The organism is Comamonas sp. wu1-DMT, assembly GCF_040187805.1.
In the GTDB taxonomy this organism is placed as follows: Bacteria; Pseudomonadota; Gammaproteobacteria; order Burkholderiales; family Burkholderiaceae_C; genus Comamonas; species Comamonas thiooxydans.
Map to the genome: position 1 here is coordinate 221233 of NZ_JBANEM010000004.1, position 18999 is coordinate 240231.

At 53.9% G+C, this 18999-nt stretch carries 16 protein-coding genes and 1 pseudogene; 14 read left to right on the top strand and 3 right to left on the bottom strand.

What is annotated here, in order from left to right:
- The first annotated feature begins 390 nt into the window (after nucleotides 1–390).
- From clpB to V8Z78_RS08760, 5 genes are all read left to right on the top strand, one after another.
- On the top strand, nucleotides 391–3003 hold the full coding sequence (clpB, locus tag V8Z78_RS08740) for an ATP-dependent chaperone ClpB (protein WP_034359764.1): 2613 nt from the start codon (nucleotides 391–393) through the stop codon (nucleotides 3001–3003).
- A gap of 29 nt (nucleotides 3004–3032) precedes the next feature.
- Nucleotides 3033–3389 carry a hypothetical protein gene (locus tag V8Z78_RS08745; RefSeq protein WP_012837300.1) on the top strand — a complete coding sequence of 119 codons (357 nt, stop codon included), beginning with the start codon at nucleotides 3033–3035 and terminating at the stop codon, nucleotides 3387–3389.
- Nucleotides 3390–3569: 180 nt separating this feature from the next.
- The gene (locus V8Z78_RS08750; protein ID WP_003064341.1) at nucleotides 3570–5009 is read left to right on the top strand and encodes a coniferyl aldehyde dehydrogenase; all 1440 of its coding nucleotides are present in this window, start codon (nucleotides 3570–3572) and stop codon (nucleotides 5007–5009) included.
- 267 nt (nucleotides 5010–5276) lie between these two features.
- Entirely contained in the window at nucleotides 5277–5801 is a 525-nt protein-coding gene (locus V8Z78_RS08755; RefSeq protein WP_034348967.1) for a GNAT family N-acetyltransferase, read from the top strand.
- Nucleotides 5802–5834: 33 nt separating this feature from the next.
- Nucleotides 5835–7049, top strand: coding sequence for a methyltransferase (locus tag V8Z78_RS08760; protein ID WP_280030945.1), 1215 nt, complete (start codon nucleotides 5835–5837; stop codon nucleotides 7047–7049).
- Between the two features lie 11 nt (nucleotides 7050–7060).
- On the opposite strand, the gene V8Z78_RS08765 is transcribed toward V8Z78_RS08760, so the two are convergent.
- Nucleotides 7061–7675 (bottom strand): hypothetical protein, encoded by a 615-nt coding sequence (locus V8Z78_RS08765; RefSeq protein ID WP_349731239.1) that lies wholly within the window; start codon nucleotides 7673–7675, stop codon nucleotides 7061–7063.
- A 172-nt stretch (nucleotides 7676–7847) separates the two neighbouring features.
- Between V8Z78_RS08765 and V8Z78_RS08770 the strand changes: the two genes are divergently transcribed.
- Nucleotides 7848–8891: a tRNA dihydrouridine synthase gene (locus V8Z78_RS08770; RefSeq protein ID WP_349731240.1), complete on the top strand. Its 1044-nt coding sequence runs from the start codon at nucleotides 7848–7850 to the stop codon at nucleotides 8889–8891.
- On the opposite strand, the gene V8Z78_RS27115 is transcribed toward V8Z78_RS08770, so the two are convergent.
- A complete protein-coding gene (locus V8Z78_RS27115; RefSeq protein ID WP_502878837.1) occupies nucleotides 8845–9576 on the bottom strand; it encodes a phospholipase D-like domain-containing protein in 732 nt (243 codons plus the stop codon). The two genes, V8Z78_RS08770 and V8Z78_RS27115, sit on opposite strands and share 47 nt — an antisense overlap.
- 310 nt (nucleotides 9577–9886) lie before the next feature.
- A pseudogene (locus tag V8Z78_RS27120) lies at nucleotides 9887–10516 on the bottom strand (phospholipase D-like domain-containing protein); the annotation flags it as partial.
- A gap of 97 nt (nucleotides 10517–10613) precedes the next feature.
- Here V8Z78_RS27120 and V8Z78_RS08780 point away from each other — a divergent pair.
- From V8Z78_RS08780 to V8Z78_RS08815, 8 genes are all read left to right on the top strand, one after another.
- Nucleotides 10614–11285 carry a GspH/FimT family pseudopilin gene (locus tag V8Z78_RS08780; RefSeq protein ID WP_349731241.1) on the top strand — a complete coding sequence of 224 codons (672 nt, stop codon included), beginning with the start codon at nucleotides 10614–10616 and terminating at the stop codon, nucleotides 11283–11285.
- Between the two features lie 22 nt (nucleotides 11286–11307).
- Nucleotides 11308–11679 carry a type IV pilus modification protein PilV gene (gene pilV, locus V8Z78_RS08785; RefSeq protein WP_349731242.1) on the top strand — a complete coding sequence of 124 codons (372 nt, stop codon included), beginning with the start codon at nucleotides 11308–11310 and terminating at the stop codon, nucleotides 11677–11679.
- Complete coding sequence (locus tag V8Z78_RS08790) at nucleotides 11642–11920, top strand: hypothetical protein (protein WP_349731243.1); 279 nt, start codon at nucleotides 11642–11644, stop codon at nucleotides 11918–11920. Before pilV ends, V8Z78_RS08790 begins: the two co-directional genes overlap by 38 nt.
- Before the next feature lie 15 nt (nucleotides 11921–11935).
- Entirely contained in the window at nucleotides 11936–12895 is a 960-nt protein-coding gene (locus V8Z78_RS08795) for a PilW family protein (protein WP_349731244.1), read from the top strand.
- 110 nt (nucleotides 12896–13005) lie between these two features.
- Nucleotides 13006–13698 (top strand): pilus assembly PilX family protein, encoded by a 693-nt coding sequence (locus V8Z78_RS08800; RefSeq protein ID WP_349731245.1) that lies wholly within the window; start codon nucleotides 13006–13008, stop codon nucleotides 13696–13698.
- A 13-nt stretch (nucleotides 13699–13711) separates the two neighbouring features.
- On the top strand, nucleotides 13712–15484 hold the full coding sequence (locus V8Z78_RS08805; protein WP_349731246.1) for a hypothetical protein: 1773 nt from the start codon (nucleotides 13712–13714) through the stop codon (nucleotides 15482–15484).
- The gene (locus V8Z78_RS08810) at nucleotides 15405–18482 is read left to right on the top strand and encodes a pilus assembly protein (RefSeq protein ID WP_349731247.1); all 3078 of its coding nucleotides are present in this window, start codon (nucleotides 15405–15407) and stop codon (nucleotides 18480–18482) included. The genes V8Z78_RS08805 and V8Z78_RS08810 overlap by 80 nt, the downstream gene beginning before the upstream one ends.
- Nucleotides 18479–18964 carry a type IV pilin protein gene (locus V8Z78_RS08815; RefSeq protein ID WP_176391736.1) on the top strand — a complete coding sequence of 162 codons (486 nt, stop codon included), beginning with the start codon at nucleotides 18479–18481 and terminating at the stop codon, nucleotides 18962–18964. Before V8Z78_RS08810 ends, V8Z78_RS08815 begins: the two co-directional genes overlap by 4 nt.
- Nucleotides 18965–18999: the final 35 nt, after the last annotated feature.

Here is an 18999-nt window from a genome sequence, read left to right on the forward strand (position 1 = left end):
ACCTGTACTGGTGCCAGGTCGCCCTGGGCCAGGTGACGCCTGGTTGTGCCGCATCAGTGCATGATCTTGAAAAATCTATGAATAAAAATGCCTCTGGCGCTGATGTATAAAGCGTAAGTCGCTATGGTTCTTGGTGGCTCCCGGGTTTGCTGACTCTGGCAGGTATGGGGCCGTAATCTTGCGCATTGTGGGTTTGAGCCTACATTGGATCTGGCTTTGACGCGCGATGCTCGGGTCTGGCTTCTGGCGCAGGGCGTTGTTTGATTTTGATCAAATCACAGACTTGCGGCCGTCTTTTGAGCCGCTTTATTGCCCTTCCGGTCTTGAAATTCACCACCTGGCTATCAGATAAATCAGCAATGAATCTGATTGGAGCGAAAGCGACAAACCATGCGAATTGACAAACTGACGACCAAATTCCAAGAAGCCTTGGCCGACGCGCAGTCCCTGGCGCTCGGTGCTGATCAATCTACCATCGACCCTTTGCACCTGCTGGTGGCCATGCTGCGCCAGGACGACGGCCCGCGTGCGCTGCTGCAGCGCGCTGGCGGCAATGTGCAACAACTCAAAAACCTGGCAGAACAGGCCATGGCTGATCTGCCGCGGGTGCAGCAGCAAGGCGATGTGCAGGTCGGTTCCGAGCTGGCTCGGCTGCTGCAGGCCAGCGAAAAAGAAGCCCTCAAGCGCGGTGACCAGTTCATCGCCAGCGAGCTGTTTCTGCTGGCGCTGGCCGATGCCGCAGGCTCGGCCACGCGTGCTGGAGCCTTGCTCAAGCAAAGCGGCGTGAGCAAATCCAGCCTGGAGGCAGCCATCAATGCCGTGCGAGGAGGGCAGAACGTGGATAGTGCAGAAGCCGAAGGCCAGCGCGAAGCGCTCAAGAAATACACGCTGGATCTGACCGAGCGCGCCCGCAGCGGCAAGCTTGATCCCGTGATCGGCCGCGACGATGAAATCCGCCGCGCCATCCAGGTGCTGCAGCGCCGCAGCAAGAACAACCCCGTGCTCATCGGCGAGCCCGGCGTGGGCAAGACCGCCATTGTCGAAGGCCTGGCCCAGCGCATCGTGGCCGGCGAAGTGCCCGAGAGCCTGCAGAACAAGCGCGTGCTGTCGCTGGACATGGCGGGCCTGCTGGCCGGTGCCAAGTACCGCGGCGACTTCGAGGAGCGCCTCAAATCCGTGCTCAAGGAAATCGCACAGGACGAAGGCCGCATTATTCTTTTCATCGACGAAATCCACACCATGGTGGGCGCCGGCAAGGCCGATGGCGCCATGGACGCCGGCAATATGCTCAAGCCCGCGCTGGCGCGTGGCGAGCTGCATTGCGTGGGGGCGACCACGCTCGATGAGTACCGCAAGTACATCGAAAAGGATGCCGCTCTGGAGCGCCGCTTCCAGAAGGTCATCGTGGACGAGCCTTCGGTGGAGGACACCATCGCCATTCTGCGCGGCCTGCAGGTGAAGTACGAGGCGCATCACAACGTCGATATCACCGACCCCGCCATCGTTGCCGCTGCGGAGCTGAGCCATCGCTACATCACCGACCGCTTCCTGCCCGACAAGGCCATTGACCTGATCGACGAGGCCGCGGCCAAGATCAAGATCGAGATGGACTCCAAGCCCGAGGTGATGGACAAGCTCGAGCGCCGCATGATCCAGCTAAAGATCGAGCGCGAGGCCATGAAGCGCGAGAAGGACGAGGCTTCGCAAAAGCGTCTGCAGCTGATCGAGGAAGAGCTCGAAAGCCTGGAGCGCGAGTACGCCGACCTTGAGGAAATCTGGAAGGCCGAGAAGGCCAGCGCCCTGGGTTCTGAGCAGATCCGCAAGGAAGTGGACCAGCTGCGCATACAGATCGAGGAGTTCAAGCGCAAGGGCGACTTCAACAAGGTGGCCGAGCTGCAGTACGGCAAGCTGCCGGCACTCGAAAAGCAGCTGCACGAAGCCCAGGCCAAGGAAGAGGGCCAGGACGGCGCGACGGCCAACAAGCTGCTGCGCACCCAGGTCGGAGCCGAGGAGATCGCCGAGGTGGTGAGTCGTGCCACTGGCATCCCTGTGGCCAAGATGATGCAGGGCGAAAAAGACAAGCTGCTGCACATGGAGGACAAGCTGCACGAGCGTGTGGTGGGTCAGGAGGAAGCGATCAGCGCTGTGGCCAATGCCATCCGTCGCTCGCGTTCGGGTCTGTCCGATCCCAATCGCCCCACCGGCTCCTTCCTGTTCCTGGGCCCCACGGGCGTGGGCAAGACCGAGTTGTGCAAGGCGCTGGCAGGCTTCCTGTTCGACAGCGAGGACCATCTGGTGCGTATTGACATGAGTGAGTTCATGGAAAAGCACTCTGTGGCACGCTTGATCGGTGCGCCTCCCGGCTATGTGGGTTACGAGGAAGGCGGCTACCTGACGGAAGCCGTGCGCCGCAAGCCCTATAGCGTGCTGCTGCTGGACGAGGTGGAAAAAGCCCACCCTGATGTCTTCAATGTATTGCTGCAGGTTCTGGACGATGGCCGGTTGACCGATGGCCAGGGCCGCACGGTGGACTTCAAGAACACCGTGATCGTGATGACCAGCAATATCGGCTCGCATCTGATACAGGCCATGGTTGGCGAGGATGCCGATGATGTGAAGGAAGCGGTCTGGGGGGAACTTAAAAACCATTTCCGACCCGAATTCTTGAACCGTATCGATGAAACCGTGGTCTTCCATGCACTGGATGCCAAGAACATCGAGGCGATTGCCAGGATTCAGCTGAAGTTGCTGGAAAGCCGTCTGCAGAAGATGGAGCTGAGCATGCAGGTGTCCGAGCAGGCCCTGGCCGAGCTGGCCAAGGTGGGCTTCGATCCCGTGTTCGGTGCCCGTCCGCTCAAGCGCGCAATCCAGCAGCGTATTGAAAACCCGCTGTCCAAGTTGTTACTTGAGGGGAAATTCCCGCCCAAGAGTACGATAGCTGTGACAGTCGACCCGGTGAATGATCCCGGGGTGTTCCGGTTCGAGTCCGCAGGCGCTGCCTGAGGACCTGAACCCTAGAAAGAGGTATTGCTTTGAACGATTTCGCCGCCACTGCAACCCGCTGGGCCGTCCGCATCATGCTGATGCTGGTGGGCCTGGTGTTTTTCCTGTGCCTGATGGCCGTGGCCTGCCTCATCGCCCTGGCCTGGGGTGCGCGCGCCCTGTGGGCCAGGCTCACGGGCCAGCCCGTGGTGCCCATGAGCATGGGGGCCATGAGCCCCTTTGCCGGCTGGCAGACGGTGTACCGCTCGGGGGCCGAGTGGATGGCGCAATCGTCGGGCAATGCCGATGCCAAGAAGGATGAGCGTGAAGCCCGCGGGCGCCGCGGCGTTCTGCCCGGTGCCGGCGATGTGACCGATGTGCAGCCGCGCGAGGTGCACGAGTCGTAATGACAAGCGCTTACACAGGCTTCATACTTTGGAGCAGGTGAGGCAATAAAGGGCCGCAGGCTTGTTTCGCGGTCAACACACAAGAGCCTGTGCAGTGTTGCATCAGGCTCTTTTTTTACGCTGTGTTTACGCAGTCTCGCGGTATGGTCGGGACTGTGATCTTGGGATTTTCAGACAGGCATGAACTACATGGACTTGCACCGCATTTTTGACTTGCAGTACCAAGCCAGCCGCACGCAGGTCGATGTACCTTTGCTGGTGCGCCGGGAGAGGCTGCTGCGTCTGCAGAAGATGCTGGACGAGAACGGCCCGGCTTTGTGCGCGGCGGTGGAGCAGGACTTTGGTGTGCGCTCCGAGCGCTGGACCGAGATGCTGGATCTGATGCTGGTGCGCAATATGCTCAGGCACACGCTCAAGCATCTGCCCAAGTGGAGCAAGCGTCAGCGCGTGCGCACGCCGCTGATGCTGCAGCCAGGCAAGGCCTGGGTGGAGCGCCAGCCTCTGGGCGTGGTGGGCATCATCTCGCCCTGGAACTATCCGCTACAACTATCGCTGGCGCCAGCCATCACGGCTCTGGCGGCGGGCAATCGCGTGATGCTCAAGCCCAGCGAGCTGACGCCGCATACCTCGGCAAAAATGGGCGAGCTGGTCGCCCAGTTCTTTGCACCCGAAGAGTTCTGCGTGATCGAGGGGGACGTGGCCGTGGCCACGCAGTTCTCGGGTCTGCAATTCGATCATCTGCTGTTCACCGGCTCCACGGCCGTGGGGCGGCGTGTGGCGCAGGCGGCAGCCGTGCACCTGACGCCCACCACACTGGAGCTCGGGGGCAAATCGCCCTGCATCATTGCGCAGGACTGCGATATGCAGGCCGCTGCGCTCAAGGTGGCCTATGGCAAGCTGGTCAATGCCGGGCAGACCTGCATCGCTCCCGACTATGTGCTGCTGCCGCGCGGCAAGGAGCAGGAGTTTGCCGAGGCCTATCAGGCGGCGGTGCAGCAGCTGTACCCGCGCATCTCGGGCAACCCGGACTACACGGCCATCATCAGCAAGCGCCATCTGGCACGACTCAAGCAGATGCTGCGCCAGGCGCAAAGTCTGGGAGCGCAGGTGCACTGGATGCATGAAGCGGCTGCCCCGGCTGCGGACGGTGACACCACGGCCTGGGGCGAGGCCGTGGAGAGACAGTTCGCTCCGGCGCTGGTGTTCGGCGCCACGGGCGAGATGCAGCTGATGCAGGAAGAGATCTTCGGCCCCATCCTGCCCGTGATCTCCTACGAGCATATCGAAGACGTGATCAATGCCATCAACGCTAGTCCGCGCCCGCTGGCGCTGTACTGGTTTGGCAACGACGAGGCCGAGCGCAATGCGGTGTTGATGCGCACCGTCAGCGGAGGCGTCTGCGTGAATGACACCTTGCTGCATGTGGCGCATGAGAACTTGCCATTCGGCGGTGTCGGCGACAGCGGCTGGGGTGCCTATCACGCAGAGCAGGGCTTTTTGCGCTTTGTGCACCAGAAGGCGGTTTTCGTGCAGTCGCGCTGGGCGGCGACTTCCCTGCTGTACCCGCCGTTCGGGGAAAAATTCGACCGGGTGATGGACTTCATGCGACGCTGGCTCTGAAGTTTCTTGGCCGTCGAACAGGGATTGAGCGCTTCGGTGCTGTCGTGAGCGCTTGCCAGATTGTCATCAAATGTGACGCAAACCATTGATGGTTGCGGGCTTGCTGCTCTGCTTAGTGGAGCGCATAGCACATAGATTGCGCCATAGCAAGAAATTGCGAACAGCCGCAGTTGAGCAAATGGCTAACCACTGCACCGCGTGCCAAAACTCTGAATCTGTAGACAATTACGCCCTTCTATTCTTACATGTTTCCGCCCCGGTTTTTCCATGTCTAGTATCCAGGTCCGTCCCGCTACTCTTCGCGATGCAAAAGCGATTGCCCAGATCCATACTGCTTCCGCACTGGAGGCTTATCGAGGTCTGGTTCCCGATGATCAACTGAAGGCCATGTCCTCGGTTGAAAAGCGCCAGGCTTACTGGCGCGAAGCTATTGAATACTGTGAGCCACAGGTCCAGGTCGCCATTGACGGCGACAAGATCGTTGGCTTTGTCGGCTTTGACCGTTCCCGTGATGAAAAATCCCGCCAGACCACCGGCGAGATCTGGGCTATCTATGCAGCCCCTTCCCACTGGAACCAAGGCGTTGGCGTTGCCCTGTGGGACGCCGCCCGAGATGGTTTGCTGGAAGAAGGCTGCACCAATGTGACAGCCTGGATTCCGCTGCGCAACGAGCGTGCCCTGCGTTTCCATGAAATGGCAGGCTTCAAGCGTGAAATGTCCACGGCCAAGACGGCTGTGATTGGCAGCATCAAAATTGAAGAAGTGCGCGTCAAGCGTCCTCTGAACGGCTGATCACAGCGTTCAGCACTCACTGAAAGACAGGCCGTGACGTCTCCCAACAGCAAGCTCGCGGCCTCAGTCTGCGCTCCCGCATCTGCTTTCGACCTGCTGCAATGGCAGGAGCAAGCCCAGGCCCATACGGCTTTGTGGCGCAGCGAAAGCAGCTTGCCCAAGCCCCGTCGCATCGAAGTTGCCGATGACACCATGCCCGCTGATACGGCGTTTCGCCATATCAGCGAAGGTGCGTCGCTGCTGTGGCGCGGTGATTTTCAGAATGCGCGTCAGTTGTTGCTGGCACTGGGCCGCCGGCTGGACAAGAAGTCGAGACGCAAGAGCCCGGCAAAGAGCCCTGCTGCAGCAGGCTTTCCCCATGCTTTTCATCTGTACCGCCAGTCCCAGGCCCAGCGTGCACGCATGCTGGGCAGCATTCTGATCGAGCTGGATGTGCAGTGGCATTGCGCCTTGCGCCGGGCTCCTGACTGGAGCCAGGCCTGCTCCGAGGCCTGGGGCACAGTTCCGGCCGAAGTGCATGCGCAGTCCGTGCTGGTGCCGCTGCGCGATCTGCTGGGGGTGGTCGGCGCCCATGAGTGGCGCAAGAAGGGGGTGGAGATTCCTGCCCTGGATGGCGCCCGCATTCATGCGCACTACGGTGTTTTCTCACCCGTGCGCGGCGAGTATCTCGATCTGGTGGCGCGTGCGAGCATTCCCGCAGCCGGTATTCAACAGGCCTGGGATATTGGTGTCGGCACGGGCGTGCTCTCGGCATTGCTGCTCAAGCGCGGCGTGAAGTCGGTGGTCGCCACCGATACCAGCGAGCGTGCGCTGGCCTGCGCCTGCGAGAATCTGCAGCGCCTGGGTCATGCTTCCCGGGTGGAGCTGCAGCATGCCGATCTGTTTGCGCAAGGGCAGGCCGGTCTGATCGTCTGCAACCCGCCCTGGCTGCCGGGAAAGGCAGCATCGGTGCTCGATCAGGCGATTTATGACGAAGACAGCCGCATGCTGCGTGGCTTTCTGCAAGGGCTGGCGGCACACCTGCTGCCAGGTGGCGAAGGCTGGCTCATCATCTCCGACCTGGCCGAGCATCTGAAGCTGCGCACGCGTGACGAGCTGCTGGGCTGGATTGAAGCCGCCGGACTCAAGGTGCTGGGGCGTGAGGATGTTCGCCCGCATCATGGCAAGGTACAGGACCGAGAGGACCCTCTGCACATTGCGCGCTCTGCCGAAGTGACCTCGCTCTGGCGTCTGGCCAAGGCGGGCTGACAGCCAGGCTGCTAGGCCGCTGCGCCTTGCAGTTCCTGGCAGGGTGGATCAGCGGCTTCCCCGTGCGCCAGCAGGGCCGCCAGCCTCTCGCGCAGCGAATGTGCGCGCTCTTCGCCTGCATATTCCTCTACCGCAGTCAGCAGGCTGATACCGGCGCTGCGCAAGCTGTTCAGGTCTCTGGCCTCGCGCAGCTGGGTGCGCAATGTCTGGGCCAGGGCCTCATGGCGGTTGGCAAACAGGCGCTCGCACATATCGAATAGATACATGCGCGTGCCCGCCATATTGATGGCCGGCAACGCGCTGGCGGCTTGCTCGGCTGGCGCCAGGGCCGGTGCGGCAGGGCTTTGGCCGAGGGTGGCGAGAGCCGCCGCAGGGTGAAGGGCCATGCCGCGCTCCCTGGGGGCGCTGGATGAAGTCACCAGCTGGAGATATCCCTGCTCCACCAATTGCTGGGCCAGTGCGGCATGATCGCTGCCCAGCATGGCGGCAAGTTCTTCCATGCTCTTGCCGCCGGCCAGCAACAGCAGGGAGCGTGCGCGCTGCGGCAGCTGGCGTGATCCGGGCTGAAGTTCCTCCTGGGCCTTGGCGGTTTTCTGCAAAATCATGGCTGGTTCTGTCTGGCGCATTACAAGTGCGGATGCGCTATTGCATGAGTTGACGATGACAGTGGTGTGAATCTGCGCCAATTCGCAGTGGATCGGCCAGTCATTACTGCCCAAGCTTGCCAATTGCTTCTGAATTAATAGCTGCTGGCGTTTTCTGAATAAGCGCTACAGGTCAATCTGATTTGAATCTGAAATGAGACTGCTGCTCGCGCCCATGGAAGGGCTGCTGGATTTTGTGCTGCGCGATGTGCTGACCCGGGTGGGCGGCGCGGATCGCTGCGTGTCCGAGTTCATTCGCATCAGCGGCTCGCTGCTGCCGGACAAGGTCTATCTGCGTACCATGCCCGAGCTGCGCAACGGCAGCAGGACGCTGGCCGGCGTGCCGGTGCGGGCGCAACTGCTGGGTTCCGACCCCGTCAGCATGGCCGAGAATGCGGCCAATCTGGCGCATCTGGGACCCGAGGGCATCGATCTGAATTTCGGCTGCCCGGCCAAGGTGGTCAACCGCCATGGCGGTGGCGCATCGCTACTGCAGGACCCCATGCAGATTGCCCGCGTGGTCGAAGCCGTGCGCAAGGCGGTCCCGGCGCAGCTGCCGGTATCGGCCAAGATGCGGCTGGGTTTCAACGACCGTGCGCTGATGACCGAGTGCGCCCAGGCCATGGAGCAGGGCGGTGCCTGTGAGATCGTCGTCCATGCGCGCACCAAGCTGGACGGCTATCGCCCCCCTGCCTACTGGGAAGAGATTCCACGCATCCGTGAGGCGGTGGGCGTGAATGTGGTGGCCAATGGCGAGATCTGGACTGTGGAAGAGGCCTTGCGCTGCCGCGAAGTTTCGGGCTGCGAGGATCTGATGCTGGGGCGAGGCATTGTGGCCGACCCCGGTCTGGCACTGGCCGTGCGTCGCGCTGTAGGGCAGGGCAGTGGCGCGGCGGCCGCTGGCATTGACTGGCTGGCGCTGGTGCCCCAGGTGCAGCGTTTTTGGCATATGGTCTGCGAAGATCTGGAGCCGCGCCAGCGTGCGGGCCGCCTCAAGCAGTGGCTCAATCTCATGCGCAGACGCTTTCCCGAGGCCGAGCTGGCTTATCAGGAGGTGCGCACCCAGACCGATCAGCGCGCCATCAGCGACTGGGTGCAAGCGCTGCCGCTGCGCGATCTGCAGCAGGAATGGGCCTGGCCGCAAACCACATCTAAAGCAGACTGTCCGGAGCCAGAGGCCCAAGCAACTGCAGCATAAGCCGCAGCCCCAGGCTGGCATCGGGCTCCGAGTAGGAGTCCGCCAGCCCGCTGTCCTGAGGCGCACGCCAGACCAGTTGTCCCTTGGGATCCAGGTCCACCCGCCAGCTGTTTTCGGGCAGGCTTTCATCGATGCTGTCGCCAGCCAGCTGGCTGAAGCGGCGGCTGGCGATGAGCACAGCGATCTCGGTGTTCTGCAGGCGTGAGCGCATATCCAGATTCATGGAGCCCACGGCGACCAGACGCCCGTCTATGACCAGCAGCTTGGTGTGCAGCATGGCCCGCGAAGCACCGGAACTGCCCCCGCTGGAGCCCGTGCCACCTGCGCGCAGGGCGGAGCTGACATTGGCCGCTTCGCTGCGCATTTCGTGCAATTCGATGCCCATCTCCAGTAATGCCTTGCGGTGGCGGGCATAGCCGGCATGTGCCAGTGGAGCATCGTTGGAGGCCAGCGAATTGGTCAGTACCCGGATGCGGACACCTTTGCTGCGCGCGGCGCGAAAGGCGTCCATGATCTCCTGCCCCGGCACGAAGTAGGGCGAAACCACCAGCAAGTCCTGCTTGGCGGAGCGGATCAGAGCCAGCAGACCATCGACCACCGAGTCGGCATTCAGCGCCGGTGCGGCCAAGGGGGGGGAGGCTGTTGGCGTCGTCGGCCTTGAGCACAGCTGCTTCGAATGACTCATCGGCGGCAGTCCGCTCCGCTCCTTCAGCAGGAATCTTGGTCGGGCTGTCGGCCAGTACCATGGCCTGGGCCCAGATCCATGGGATCTGGTTCAGATTCAAAGGGCTGTCTTCGGGTTCCGGTTTGGGGACGGTGGTGTTACGGGCATGCTCGGCTTCGCTCCTGGCATCTTCCTGGTCAAACTGCTTTTTGAGTTTGAGCAAGTCAGGCTCGCTGATCAGCGACTGCACGGGGTAGGCGCGAACATTGTTCCAGTAGCGGTCGAAGCTGCGCGACAAATCCTTGACGACTGGGCCGCCGGTCAAGACATCGAGATCGACAAAATTACCTTCATTGGAGGCGTCAAAGTAGGCATCGCCCAGATTGCGCCCGCCAATTACGGCCAGGGTGTTGTCGGCCACAAACAGCTTGTTGTGCATGCGCTGCTGCGCACGCTGAAAGTCGGTCAGCAAGGTCCAGGCCCGGCCGATGGTGGAAGCGCGCGAGCCGGCCAGAGGATTGAACATTCGCATCTCGATATTGGGTACAAAAGCCAGGCGCATGACCTGTGCGTCAGGTCCTGTGCTGTGAAAGTCATCCAACAGCACGCGCACGCGCACGCCACGCCTGGCAGCCTGAACGACGGCGCGCAGCAGTCGCCCGGTACTTTGGTCGGCATGGATGGCGTAGTACTGCAGATCCAGCGTTTTCTGTGCGTTTTCCACCAGCGCCATGCGGCTGCTGAGGGCATGCTTGGGGCCGGATATCAAGGCAAAAGCCGAGGCATCTGGCTTTGAGCGGGCCGGCTTCAGCCGGGTGATCATGGCACCCAGACTGGTCTCTTGTGGCTTGGGCAGAGCCTCGGAGACCGGCCTTTCCACATTCTTGGGCAGTGGTGCAGCGCAGCCGGTCAGGAGGATGCTGAATAATAAAAGCCAATAAGGTTTAGGGGCGAACAGCATAAAAAAGCAGATTTCTTACATTTTTTGTTCGACAAGACTCTGGTCGTTCCTGATTTATACCGTGGAGTTCGATGTCTGGGATGATGTTTTCTTATAGATGAACGGTCAAAAAACAGTACCCAAAGGCAAGATTTTTTTTAGAAAAAATTGCAACAATCAAACATATTTTTGTAATCAAATTCATATGCTTGGATCTACGGCGCGCGGCTTTACGCTGATCGAAATGTTAGTTGTCATCGCGATGGTGGCTGTTCTATCTGCATTGGCTGCACCATCCGTCAGAGACTTCATGGTTCGAAGTGCTATGAGCAGCGCAGCGGGAGAATTTCAAGCTAGTGTATTGCGAGCTCGTAATGAGGCGGCCAATAAAAACATATGCACAACCATGTGTCTAAGTACGACGACTAATGCTGACGCTCCCTCGTGCGATACAAAGGGTGAAAATGACTGGCAAAAAGGATGGATTATTTTTTTAAATTTGGACTGCGATTCATCATTGAATAGTCCAAAAAAATCTAACGATGTTTTTTTTGTTAGGCAAGATGGTGATCCAAACATTTTGATTCAAAGTCAGTCATCTCCGGCGGTAAGAAAAATTAGTTTTAATTCTCGCGGGTACAACGCGCTGAGCAATGCAACTGAACTGGACTTGATATATCAAACATCTAATAATATCAATACAAAAAAATATGGAATTAATATTTGTTTGGATGCGCTAGGAAGAACTAGATTAATTCCTGGTAATAACTCTTGCTCTAATTATAAATAATGTTATTGGATGTAACAAGAAAATGAAAAAACAGAGTGGATTTTCCATGGTGGAGATGCTTGTTGCTATATTGGTTTTTTCGCTGGGATTGCTTGGGGTCGCAGGTCTACAGGCTGCAACAGCAAAATATAAAATAAACACTCAAGCTAATGCGGCGGTAGGACAGATTTTTTTAGATTTTACAGAGCGGGTTAGAGTGAATCCTACAGCTGCAGGTACCAGTTATGATCCAACCTCCGCAGAATTGCCTTCTGTGTATGAATTGAAGAGTACATGGAGTAAGCAAGTTTCTGCAGATTTGAATATTTCAAAAGAATGTAGTGAAAATGAATGTAGTGCTAATGAACGAGCTGTATATGACATGCTGGTCTGGCGAAAAAAAAGTAAAGGATGATCTACCTCAAGGTGCTGCATTCGTTACAGGGGATAGGAAAAAAGGCTTTGACGTCACAATTATGTGGATGGATAAGGAATTTACGGAAAACAAGGTAAATGGTGATAATTTAGAAAAAAAACTAACCAAGGCAGCAGTATGCTCTGGTGGCGATGATGAACTAATTGTTCATAACTGCTGTCCTGAGGGTGCTGAGGTGCCTGCAGGTGTTCGCTGTTTACGCATGTCGTTCCTTCCATAAGAAACAGGTGATTGTATGGTCAATAAGTTAAAAAACAGGGAGGTTGGAGTCACGCTGGTTGAGCTAATGGTTGCGATGGCGATTAGCTTGCTGGTCGTGGCTGCTGCAGCTTTGATTTATCTGAATACAACAAAAGGTCAAAGAGCCTCCGAAAGGCAAAGCGAAAGTCGGGAAACTGGAGTTTTTGTGCTGCAACTTCTAGGGAGAGATATTCTGAATGCTGGTTTCTATCCAGCATCATTTTCTCCGGAAATTGGTGATGTTACCCAGACTGGTATGTATGACACATATCCGCCTTTGCAGTCTGAACCGAGAAGATCCACGGACTGGCAAGATATCACCAATAATTGGCCGCCTGCCGCATATATGACAGGCATATATGGTTGCGATGGGGGTAAATTCAACGTTGCTACGGCAACATGCCCATCAACAGTGGATTCCAATCAATCAGATTCCATTGTGATTAATTATTTTACGGCCGATGGTATGGGGTTGACTGGTTCAAAAAAGGACTGCACGGGATCAGATGTTGGTAAGGATCCTTCTAACCAGTTTCGAATTAATGATGGAAATAAGGAAGGTTTGGCCCCAAAACTTCCGTTATTTGTTTCCAATAGGTATGCTCTCAGTGATCTAAAGAGTTATGTGGATGGGAGCGACGTTTCCACAAAAAGTCTTGGCTGCTCCGGTAATGGGGGCAATAAATTTGGTGAGGTAAGTATTTATCAACCAATTATTTTTGGTTTAAAGGATATGAGATTTCGTTATGGGGTTTTTTCAGAAGAAAAAACCATGAGTGTAAATAAATTTTATTCAGCAACTGAAGTTTCTGGAATGGGTAAGGAAAAAATAAATGGGCAGTTAATGGATGGCTGGCAACGAGTGATTGCCGTACGAGTATGTGTTCTAACCGAGACCCAAGGGGGGGGGGACGAGGTTGGAAGACGCTGCAGGGAAGATTGCAACTTATGTTGATTGCAATGATGAAATTAAAAATCAGCCTGTAGGTCAATCTATTCATAGATTTGTTCAGGTTTTTGGTGTAAGAAATAATTTGAAGCAAAGTTATTAATGGATTGAAAATAATGAAAATATTAAATCCGCAGCGACAAAAAGGCATGGCATTAATCATGGTCTTGCTATTTTTAGTGCTTTTAACTGGCGTCAGTGTATGGGGGGTAAGAAAATCAATTCTTTCCGAGGGAATGGCCAGAAATCAGCTTGATAAAGAAGCTGCAAGAGAAGCTGCTGAAACCGCGCTACGTGATGCTGAGCGTGATATTTTTAATCCTACACCGAATGTCGCAAATAATGCGTCCTGTTCCAGGGGCGATTGGCAAATAACCAGCAACGATTTCACTGCCGATTGCCGCAAAGGTCTCTGCTTGATGGCGGACAGCCTGTATACGACTGTCGATTGGTCAAAAGCGGTTGGCGGCGAAGTCTGGTGGCCTTCCAGTAAGGGCGGTTTATGGAACAACGTATTTTCGGAAAAACCTCAGCGTGTGCCATCAACTGCAGCCAATTGTGATTTTACAGGTGGTGTGCCTTTGGGGTCGTTTACAGGGGCCGCTGCATTAAAAGGTGTTGCTAGGCAACCCGAATATATTGTTGAGTACTTTCGAAGAAAAAATGTACGGATTAATTTGAATGAAACACAAGTTAGTTCGCAGGGGCAGAAAGCCAATCAATGGTCTGCTATGTACCGAATTACGGCGCGTGGATTTGGCTATTCTGCAAATACCCAGGTAGTATTGCAGACGGTATTTTTCCCATGAAGAGGAAATGGTAATGAAAAAAATAAATATAGCATTGGCATCTCTAATCGGAATGGCTTTTGTCAGTTATGCCATATATGCGACAGCCGATGCCACGTCTGATGCCGCTGCGGCGCTGGTTTCTGAGCCGCAGGCAGCAATTCCTCCCAATATTGCCAGTACTTCAAGCAAGCCAATGATGATGCTGGCTACATCCAAGGATCATACTCTTTTTGGTCCAATATATACTGATTTTGAAGATATAGATGATGATGGGGTGTTGGATACTACATTTAAGCCGTCCTTTAAATACTATGGATATTTTGATTCCTCTAAATGTTATAGCTACACCTCCAACTCAAGATTTGAACCTGATAGTCTGTCCATAAAAACAAATGATGGTCGTTATACCTGTCCGAGTAGTAAATCTCTGTGGAGTGGAAATTTCCTCAATTGGGCAACGATGACCAGAATTGATGTCATTAGAAAAATGCTTTATGGGGGGAAGCGCTCCGAGGATGGTGTTCAGGCTGCTAATTCATCCCTGGTAACAACGACCGTATTGGAGCGTGCGAATCTTTCCAAGGATTCCCATTCTTTTGTGAAGCATTATGTTGGGAGCGATATTCGTGATTACACGCCATTTACAGTAAGTAGTTTGACGAAAACATCGGGTAGTAATAACGGGGTTTACTCTGGATTGACTATTTGCAATCGCTCTGATGTGATGGGGGAGGGTGGAAATCCAATTATGCGGCTGGCAAAAGGAAATTACCGCATGTGGGGCACTGTAAACGGAACGGTTTGTGAATGGAATGGAACGACTTTCGGTAAAAAATTATCTAGATATTTTAAGGATGTAAATAAGGGCAATGGAGGTATTGCTCATGAAGAGAATCAACCAACGTCAACTAGTGACTATGCCATGAGTAGTGCTGCCGCATCGGACTTGAATGTTCGTGTTCGTGTGTGCAACCCGTCTTTGTTGGGTGAGGAGCGTTGTCAAGCCTTTCCTGCAACTTCTTCGACAAACTTTAAGCCTTATGGAATTTTTCAAGAATTTGGTCTTGGCAGCACGGTGAATAGCGCGGCTCGTTCGGAGTTTGGCGTGATTACTGGTAGCTATGATAATAATTTAACGGCCGGTGCGTTAAGACGAAACATGGGGGATTTTTCCGATGAAATCAACCAGGAAAATGGAGTTTTTTGCCACTCCACTGGTGCTGGCTGTTCTAAATTTTTAAGTGATGGTCGAGTTACGGGAAATGGAGCAATAAAGTCAATGGATGGCTTTGTTTTATACGGCCGTAATAGCAGTAATTATGATGGATCCAATAATCAATTACCTAATGAAATGGTGGATGGAACATTATCTGCTTGGGGTAATCCTGTTGGTGAGATGGTTGTACAGGCATTGCAGTATTTTTCCGGGAAGAATTCCACAAATCCTGCAACTACAACGAAGGATGCGGCTAAGGGTTTGAGTGTTGTTGGATGGAATGATCCTCTTTCCACCAGTAATGCAAGGCGAACAGGGATGTACGGAAATCCAATATGCAGGCCCATGTATACGCTGGCCTTGTCCAGCAGTGCACTGAGCTTTGATGCAGGCGCCGGTGCTCCTTTTGAAACACTTCCTAATCGGAAAGGAAGTTTAAATAGCTATGTGAATACGATTGGTGACCAAGAGGGGATTCACGGAACTCAACGTTCTGTTGGATCTGTTGATGGGAGCGCTAGCTTTGGACAGACTTGCTCCAAAAAAAACGGTGGGCCAATTATCGAGTGTTTCAGGAATATGCCCTGAAGCGCCTGCGATTGGTGGCACTTATCAGGTTGCTGGTGCTGCGCTTTATGCTAACACTTCGAAGATTAGAAATATCACGAATCCGCCCTCAGATCTAGGTTTCGTTCAGGATGCGCTAAAGGTAAAAACCATGGCTGCCTCGTTGGCGGGTGGTGTCGCACGTATTGAAGTTCCAATTCCAAATACAAATCCGAGAAAATATGTTTATATAACGCCTGAAAGCCTTTGGAATTCTGGCGGCTCGAAGACCATGCCTGGTGCTATGCTGACTTTTCAGTCCATTGGCTCGGGGCCTATGTATGGGACATTTGTGGTCACCTGGAACGACGCCTTGTTTGGTGGCGACTACGATATGGATATCGCCGGTTTTATTCGATACGATATTATTAATGATTCGAAGAGCTCGACCGGTTATAGTATAAATGTGACTACTGATATTATTAATGTGGGTGCGGGATTTACGGGAACCCATGGATTCAGTATCATGGGTACCGATAAAGATGGCCGATATTTGACCCATAGGCACAAAACAGATGAGAAAATGTTGAAGGGGGCAGAAGGTTATTTGTGCGATGGAAAAACGTTGACTGGAAATTCTGAGTGCAATGTGTCTTCAGGTGACATGACCGTGGTCGATAAAGACTATCCAGTGACTAAAGTTTTTCAGATGCAGGGGGTGAGTGACGCTTTGCTACAGGATCCTTTGTGGTATGCAGCGAAATACGGATATTTTGCTTCCAGTCGTAAAAATTCTGATGGAACATATGCGGAAATACCTTTGCCAGAGAATCAGGATGCATGGGATCATTACAAGTCAGATGGATCGAATGGTTCTGATGGTGTTCCTGACGGATACTTCCTCGCACGCAGGCCGGAAATTCTCGAAAATCAATTAAGACGTGCGTTGGAGGCCATGGCGAATACCTCTAATGCGGCACCTGCAATGTCTGCTCCTGTTCTGGTTGAGGGTGCATTTAAATATGCGGTGAAATTTGACAGTAATGCACTGAATGGCGAATTGGAGGCCTATAAAATTCAGGAAAATGGTACTTTCGGTAACTCTGCTACTTGGGAGGCAAGCAAGAAGTTACAGGAAAAGGTGGCCAATAATTTTGGGGGTACTCGTGAAATAATTACCAATGATGGAAACGCCTCGGGTCTGGCATTTCGCTGGGCCAGCATGAATAGCAGCTATAAGAGCTTGATCACTACGTCGAGCAAAAATAAGCTAAGTGATGCCAATGCGCAGTTGCTGATTAACTATATTCGTGGCGATCAGAGCTTGGAAGGGGCTGGGGGGTTGCGAGTTCGCGGTGGTAATATGCTTGGACCTATTATTAGTAGCTCTCCGTGGCTACAGCAGCGCCCGGTTGCAACTTGGGGTAATGTTGATGGATATTCGACTTACTATAATGCGCAAAGGTCTCGAAAAACTGCAATCTGGGTTGGTTCCAATGATGGCATGCTGCATGCTTTTGCCTCTGATACAGGTGAAGAAATTTTTTCTTATGTGCCAGGAGCCATTGCGAACAGGCTTGCAGAGCTTCCGCTTCAGCGAGGTGATGGTGTTGTCACGAAATTGAGTGGCACCAATTTTGTGAATGCGGCGCAGGTGACTCCGCCAGGTTCTGTTTGGGCATATGTTGACGGGAATCCATATACGGCAGACGTCAAGGTGGGAGCAGATTGGAGGACCTATCTTTTCGGCTCCCTGGGCAGAGGTGGTCGAGCAGTATTTGCCTTGGATGCAAGCAATATTTCCAATTTGACGGAGCGTAATGCTTCAAGTATTTTTAAATGGCAGTTTACTTCCGCTGATGATGCAGATATGGGGTATCAGATTGGGGATGTGACCATTCATGGATCGTCCAATCAAGCTTCTCCGATTGCAAGATTGAATAATGGGAAGTTCGCCATGATTATCGGGAATGGCCAAAGGTCGGTTTCTGGTAAAGCGGTTTTGTATCTTCTGTATGTAGATGGGCCAAGTGCAGGCAGTTGGTCTGGTCGTTACAAGAAAATTGTTCTGGATGCAGGTTCTGGGAACGGTCTGTCAAGTCCTCGTTGGGAGGATCTGGATGGTGATGGCACTGCAGATGTAGTTTATGCGGGTGATTTGAAAGGGAATATTTGGAAGGTGAATATCAGCGATTCAGATGCGTTGAAATGGAAGCCTGCATTTAGTGATGAAGCTACGACCTCCAAAGCAGCAATACCGCTGTTTACCGCCAATGATAGAAAAATGGTCAATGGTCAGGCGCAGGTCACTCCTTTGCCCATCACAACTGCACCGCAGATTGTGTACATGGCCAGAGGTGGTGTTATGGTGAATTTTGCAACTGGCAATGCTTTTGTAGCGGGCGACTTTGGGAGTACGGCTATTAATCAGGCTGCATTTGGCATCTGGGATCGCGGCCAGGCTTTACCGAATGCCAGAATTTTGAGCAGAAAATTTGTGCAGAACTCTGATGGCTCGGTCTCGGCCAAGGCGGGAGATGCTATGGACTGGAGTAAGTATGATGGCTGGACTATTCCTTTGCCAGGCAATGGTGAGGCTGTTGTAAGTGATCCTTTGTATGATGCGGGTGTTTTTGTTTTTGTGGGTACAAAACCAAAAAACCAAGAATCTACAGACTGTAGTGATATGCCTAGAAATATGCTGTATGCCGTTGATCCTATTTCCGGGATGCCGGACAGAGCGACACTGGGTGTGATCAATGTCAATGGTCTCTATGAAAATATTGCAGGAATTGCTATTAGTGATCCCAAGGTCGGCGGGCCCTTTCGCAATAGCTTGAGGCCTCCAAAGGTTGCGTGTGTTGCTGGAGATGCCGGCTGTACTTGCACGGGAGGCGAATGCTCTAAAGATGCGCCTGTTTGTGGGGCTGGACAGCGTTCGGTCAATATTGTGGGGCGGGCGACCAATCTTCCGCTGTGCTATAGCAATGCCCCTCGTTTGCAATGGCGAGAAATTTCTGGATTGAGGACTTACCCGTGAGAAAATCTATAGTTCAAAGCGGATTTACCTTGATAGAGGTAATGATTGTTGTTGCAGTTATCGGCATACTGTCTACGATCGCATATCCTGCTTACACAGAATATATGGCCAAGGCAAAGAGGGCGCAAGCTAAGTCGAATATGCTGATGGCTCAACAATGGATGGAGCGATTTTATTCAGAAAATTACAGCTATTACAGCATTCGGGGAAGTAGCAAGACAGTGAGTGATATTTTTCCCGTGAATTTAAAGCAATCTCCGCCGCCGGGTGATGGTAGTGCTCAGTACGTGATTAGTGTGAATGTGGATCAGGCAACGCCTGAAAGCTTTGTCTTGAGTTTGGCTCGAAAAAATGGTTCTTCAATGGCTGCGGATAAATGTGGTAATTTGGATGTGGATCAATATGGAAGAAAAACTCCGAAAAACTATGACTCTTCAAAATTTTCATCTGATAAAGCGGCGTTGGAGTACTGCTGGAAATGAGGTTCGGTGTGATTTTCGGGAATTTTGAAGAGGTC